Origin of the sequence: Ferrovibrio sp., from assembly GCF_035304305.1 — a bacterium.
Lineage (GTDB): Bacteria > Pseudomonadota > Alphaproteobacteria > Ferrovibrionales > Ferrovibrionaceae > Ferrovibrio.
This window is the reverse complement of sequence record NZ_DATGQG010000146.1, coordinates 1-5,723: the sequence shown is the minus strand read 5'-3', so window position 1 is coordinate 5,723 and position 5,723 is coordinate 1. Positions and strand designations below refer to the sequence as shown.

General features: G+C 67.3%; 5 protein-coding genes. 2 read left to right on the top strand and 3 right to left on the bottom strand.

The window, feature by feature from the left end; translation table 11 throughout:
- On the top strand, nt 1-783 hold a 783-nt coding region (locus tag VKZ87_RS15980), incomplete at its 5' end, for a dihydroxy-acid dehydratase (RefSeq protein ID WP_324222262.1).
- A 28-nt stretch (nt 784-811) separates the two neighbouring features.
- On the opposite strand, the gene VKZ87_RS15975 is transcribed toward VKZ87_RS15980, so the two are convergent.
- The 3 genes from VKZ87_RS15975 to VKZ87_RS15965 all read right to left on the bottom strand — a co-directional run bounded on the left by VKZ87_RS15975 (nt 812) and on the right by VKZ87_RS15965 (nt 3,959).
- The gene (locus VKZ87_RS15975; RefSeq protein ID WP_324222261.1) at nt 812-1,399 is read right to left on the bottom strand and encodes a DUF6969 family protein; all 588 of its coding nucleotides are present in this window, start codon (nt 1,397-1,399) and stop codon (nt 812-814) included.
- A 327-nt stretch (nt 1,400-1,726) separates the two neighbouring features.
- Nucleotides 1,727-2,941: a YeeE/YedE family protein gene (locus tag VKZ87_RS15970; protein WP_324222260.1), complete on the bottom strand. Its 1,215-nt coding sequence runs from the start codon at nt 2,939-2,941 to the stop codon at nt 1,727-1,729.
- 106 nt (nt 2,942-3,047) lie between these two features.
- Nucleotides 3,048-3,959: a sulfurtransferase gene (locus tag VKZ87_RS15965; RefSeq protein ID WP_324222259.1), complete on the bottom strand. Its 912-nt coding sequence runs from the start codon at nt 3,957-3,959 to the stop codon at nt 3,048-3,050.
- A 329-nt stretch (nt 3,960-4,288) separates the two neighbouring features.
- Between VKZ87_RS15965 and VKZ87_RS15960 the strand changes: the two genes are divergently transcribed.
- Nucleotides 4,289-5,623 (top strand): EAL domain-containing protein, encoded by a 1,335-nt coding sequence (locus VKZ87_RS15960; protein WP_324222258.1) that lies wholly within the window; start codon nt 4,289-4,291, stop codon nt 5,621-5,623.
- The last annotated feature ends 100 nt before the right edge of the window (nt 5,624-5,723 follow it).

The following is a 5,723-nucleotide window of genomic DNA, read 5'->3' as shown; positions in this document are numbered from 1 at the left end:
GACGTGAACCACTTCCACGCCGCGGGCGGCCTCGGCTTTCTCATCCGCGAGCTGCTCGACGCCGGCCTGCTGCATGAGGATGTGCGCACCGTCTGGGGCGAGGGGCTGCGCGCCTATGCGGTGGAGGCCCGGCTCGGGCCGGATGGCACCGTGGTGCGCGAGCCGGTCCCGCGCGAAAGCGGCGACGAAAGGGTGCTCGCCCCCGTTACGAAGGCATTCCAGCCGACCGGCGGCCTGAAGCTCCTCAAGGGCAATCTCGGCCGGGCCATCATCAAGGTCTCTGCCGTCAAGCCGGAGAAGCGCGTGGTCGAGGCGCCGGCGCGCGTGTTCCACTCGCAGGAGGAATTGCAGGTCGCGTTCAAGACCGGCCGGCTCACCGGTGACTTCGTCGCCGTCGTCCGCTTCCAGGGTCCGAAGGCGAACGGCATGCCGGAACTCCACAAGCTGACGACGCCCCTCGGCATCCTTCAGGATCGCGGGCTCAAGGTCGCGCTGGTCACCGACGGGCGCATGTCCGGCGCATCCGGCAAGGTTCCCGCCGCCATCCATGTCACACCGGAGGCAAAGGATGGCGGCGTCATCGGCAAGATCCATGACGGCGACATCATCCGCCTCGATGCGGAGGCCGGCACGCTCGACGTGCTGGTGGACGAGGCCGAACTCGCCGCGCGCGAAACAGCCTCAGCCGATCTCGACGAGAACACACATGGCTTTGGCCGTGAGCTGTTCGCCGGTTTTCGCGCGCTCGCGCAGCGCGCGGATCAGGGCGCGGCGGTGTTCTGATTGGGGGCGGCCGGCAGCCGCCGGTGGCCTACCGCCTGATCGGAAGTTCGGAAATCACTTCGAGCGCGCGGTCCTGGCGCGCCTCGACGCCTGCCGGTGGGCGATGGGCTGCGACCACCCGGTCGCGCTCGCGGATCAGCGCGGCGATCTCGTCCTCGTAGGCCGCGAAGATCGCGGTCAGCCAACGGTTCACGAGATAGGACGGCCGCGGCATCTGGACGTCGAAGCGCGACAGCAGCGCGATCGTGCCTTCGGCATCGAGCCAGTCGTCGCCCACCACCCACTGGTTCACCGTGAAAAGGCGCAGGACTCGCCCGTAGGCATCAACCCCGACCGCCGCCAGGTGATGGATCGGCCCGTCCGGCCCGTTCGGCCGCAGGAAGCAGTGGAAGTGCCCATGCTCGGCCGAGCCTTCCTCCGCGCCGTGCGAGTGATAGAACCACTGGGCGCCGCTCGCCGGGTCGAATACGTCGCCTGCCGGATAGTGCTCCCAGGCAACCACCGAGCCGGCATCGCGAAACGTCTCCGACAGGACGTTGAGCCCGCCCTTGGCGAGCAGGTTCTCGCAGAAGGCGATCTCGGCGAGCGCCCTTTCCCTTGCTGCCGGATCAGCCATCGCCGTTCGCGGGAAGCGGCTTGGGCGGCGGCGGGGGAGCCAGCTTTTCAGCCGGCGGCGGTGGCGGCGCGAGCTTCGGTGCCGCCGCGGAGCAGGGCGCGCCTGCCGCGCAGGGCGCGGAGACGGGAGCAGGGGCTGGCGCCGGTGCGGGCGCAGCCGCCGGGGCGCCGGCCGCGCAGGGCGCAGCCGCCGAACAGGGAGAGGCGGATGGCGTGGAGGCGGCCTCTGTCCGCGGCTGAGGTGCCGGGCTCGTATAGTGGTCGACGGCGACTGCCGCGGTCGCCGCGGCGAGGGCTGCGCCGAAAAGCAGGGTGTTGCGCGTGCCGCTCATTTCTTTGCGAATCCGTCCAGTCCGAAGAGCGGCCGGGCGTAGATGCCGAGAATCGTGCCGACGAACGCGGCCGCGAACCACACCCAGCCATGCAGGCTGCCCGAGGCGATGCCGGAAAACAGCGCGCCGATGTTGCAGCCGAAGGAAAGTCTGGCGCCGTAGCCCATCAGCACCCCGCCGATCGCCGCCGCCAGCAGCGAGCCCAGCGGCAGCTTCGCCTTCGGCGCGAACTTGCCGGCGAGGCTGGCTGCGAGCGCGGCACCCAGCATGATGCCGAAATCCATCACCGAGGTGACGTCGGCGAGCACGCTCGACTGCAGGGCCGTCTGCGGGCCGGGCCAGTTCCAGAATTCCCAGGTCTCGACCGGAACGCCGACCGCCTGCGCGATCTTGGCGCCCCAAAGGCCGAAGCCGAAGGTTATCGACCAGGGATGGCCGGCAAGCAGCAGGGTCGCGATGTTCAGCAGCGCCATCAGCAGCCCGGCGCCCACCAGTGGCCAGGGTCCGTGAAGCAGCCAGCTCCAGCCCGGCCGCGCCGGAACCGGCTCGCGCTCGACGTCGCCGTGCGCCCGCCGCTCGACCAGTGCCGAAATCAGCGCGATGAGTCCGAGCCCCGCCAGCGTCGCCAGGATGGCCGTGCCGGCTCCAAGCTGCCTGCCGAGGTCGATGGTGTCATATGAGGGCAGCGCCAGCCACCAGGGCAGATGCGCCGTGCCGATGAGGGCGCCGAGGATGAAGAAGGCCAGCGTGACCAGCATCCGCGCCGAGCCGCCGCCAACGGTGAACAGCGTGCCCGACCCGCACCCGCCGCCGAGCTGCATGCCGAAACCGAACATCGCTGCCCCAACCAGCACCGACACGCCGACCGGCGCGAACGCGCCTACGAGCGGTTGTCCTCCGAGGCTGCCCGCGGCGATCAACGGGATCATGGCGACTGCCGCGACGCCGATCATCAGCATCTGTGCGCGGATGCCGCGGCCGCGGCGCTCGACCGCCATGCGGCGCCACCCGCCGGTGAAGCCGAAGGATCCGTGGTAGAGGGCAGCGCCCAGCAGGCTGCCGACGAGGAAGAGCGCCGCCTGCCGCAGGCTGACCAGCTGGATGATGGCGAGGAAGCCGACCAGCAGCATTCCGCCGGCGACGAGTGCCGGAGCGCGGTCCACCACCGCGGGCGGCAGATACCGGGGGCGTTCGATGGATATGTCGGTCATGTCTGTTCCGTCCGCTCACGCGGGATAGGTGCAAATACGGATGTCCGGAGGGTTCCGGACATCCGCGCTCATTTTGCTGTGGCCGCGAAGGCCGTGTTCGAAGGCGTCAGGCGCCGGACTTGTTCTCGACCGGGCGGTTCGGATCGGCGGTCCATTCCGCCATCGAACCATCATACATGCCGGTGTTCTTGTTGCCGAGCACCTCGTGCAGCCCGAACCAGACGATCGAGGCCCAGTGGCCGGTGTTGCAGAAGGTGATGTTCTCCTCGTCGGCGCCGAGGTTGGCGGCTTCCGTCAAGGCCTTTATCGCCTCGGGCTGCGAGAAGAGCGCATGGTCCTTGGAGTAGAAATTGCTGTGCGCGATGTTGATGGCATTGGGCAGCGTGCCGAGGCGCGCCACGACCGGGCTCTTCGACTTGCCCTCATACTGCTCGGCCGGACGACCGTCTATCAGCTTGACGCCGGACTTCAGTGCAGCCTCCACCTCCTCGGTGGTCACGCGCAGCTCCTCGCGGACCTCGGCGGTAAAGGTCGCTGGCTCCGGCTTGGCAGGCTCGGCCGCGCGCGCCCCGCCGGCGGCGTCGTACTGGCGCCAGCCGCCATCGAGGATGGAGACGGCATCGTGGCCGAGATACTTGAAGGTCCAGTAGACGCGGGTGGCCCCGCCGAACTCGCTGGAATCGGTGCCCCAGGGCACGATCACGACATGGTCGTCATTGTCGATGCCGAGATCGCCGATCAGCTTGGTGATCTCTTCGATCGGCGGGATCTGGCCGGGAACGCCCTGAACCTCGGTGCGCCAGCCGGCCGAGGCATATGGCGCGAAGACCGCGCCCTCGATGTAGGGCTTGTCGCCCAGATCGGTCTCGGCGACCTTGTCGCGAATGTCGACGATGACGACGTTCTCGTTACCGGCATTGGCCTTGACCCACTCAGCGTCGACAAGCGGACGCGCCTCGTCCGCGAAGGCCGGCGCGGCAAGGATGGATAGCGTGAAAACCAGTGAAGCGATGCGCATGGATGGACTCCCGTCTGCAGCCGGGCGATCGCGCCCGGCTCTGCCCATGTCTTAGGCAGCAGCCCGTTGGAAGTCAGGATACGCGCCGCCCATCGTGGGGCCGCGAATAGAATATCGTTGCGAAACTTCGTAGATCCATAGAACGATATGCTAGCCGTATTGGCGCCTTGGTGTTCGGATAGCAACATCGTCCTTTCACGCCTCGTTCTGGCGGTTCGCCGGCCTTCGTGTGATGGCCTGCCAACCAGCGTACATGCGTGTTTGATCGCCCTTCTCAACCGAATGTTGACCCTTCCCGGCTAGTTGCACGGTTCGCGGAGGAATCCCGCATGCGCACGCGCTGGCCGGTGGTTGCCAGGATCGCACTGTTTCTCGGCTGTGTCGCCGGCTTCCTGGCCGGTGGCGAGATCGCTGCCGACTATCTCATCGGTACGCAACGCCAGCGCCAGCTCGAGGAACTCGGCAATGTCGCACTGCGTCGGTCGGAGACCGCCGTCGCCTACGGCGTGGAGACGCTGCGCGAACTCGTCGATCACGGCAACCTCGGGTGTAAGGACGGCACCCTGCAGGCGGTTCGACTGCATGTCTACCAGCGCGGCGCGGTGAAGGACATCCGCCTGGCGCGCCACGACGCCAGCGTTGTGTGCTCCGCCTTTTCCGAGACGCTGGAATTCGACAAAGGCTGGATTAAGCGGGATGAGATGCTCGCGGCCAGGGACGGCGCGTTGCTGTTTCCTGTAGAGCAGTTCTTCGGCACCGCGCTCGGCACGATGATCGATGTCGACGACGAGCGCAGCCTCGTCGGCATCCTCGGGGTCAGCGGCTCGCTGTTCGACATCATGCCGCCTGAACTACTGGACCACAGCGAAGTGGAACTCCGACTGGCGGATGGGCGCCTGATCGCGCGCTCCGGGCCGAAAGGTCTGGAACTCGGCGACGCCGCCGCCAGCCTTGCCGTGCAGTCCGAGCAGTATCCGCTGCGCAGCGTGATCCGCGTCGACCAGGCGGCGCTGGCTGCCTGGAATACGCAGCCCTACGTGCCTATCATGAGCCTTGCGGGCGTGCTGGGCGCAGTCTTCGGCCTGCTGCTGGCGCGTACGCTGCTGCGGCCCCGAACGCCGCTGGAGGACCTCGACCGGGCGCTCGCGGTTGGAGAAATAAAGCCCTACTACCAGCCGATCTTCGACCTGCAGACCGGCGAGATTGGCGGTGCTGAAGTGCTCGCCCGCTGGATCAGGCCAGACGGCACAGTGCTCTCGCCAGCCCGCTTCATCGAATTGGCCGAGGAAAGCGGACGCATCGGCCCGCTGACATGGCAGCTGATGCGGATCGCGCTCGCGGAACTGCAGCCGCTGCTCGAGCAGGACAAGTGCTTCAAGCTGTCGGTCAACATCTCGCCGAGGCATTTCATCTCCGAGGGATTCGTCGATGAACTGCGCGCGACGGTTTCACAGGCCGGTATTGCGGCGCGACAGATCACGCTCGAGCTGACCGAGCGCGAAGCGTTTGACGACGCGGCCACGGCGGCGAAGCGTGTCTCCCAGGTTCGCGAACTCGGCTTCAAGGTGGCAATAGACGATGTCGGCATCGGTCACAGCGGGCTGTCGCAGATTCCGCGGCTGCGGGCAGATTCGCTCAAGATCGACAAGTTCGTCGTCGATTAGGTCGATCGCGACGTATCGGCCACCATCATGGCCGGCATGCTGGTGCCGCTGGCCAGGGTCATGAACATGAGCGTCCTAGCCGAGGGCATCGAAGAACGCG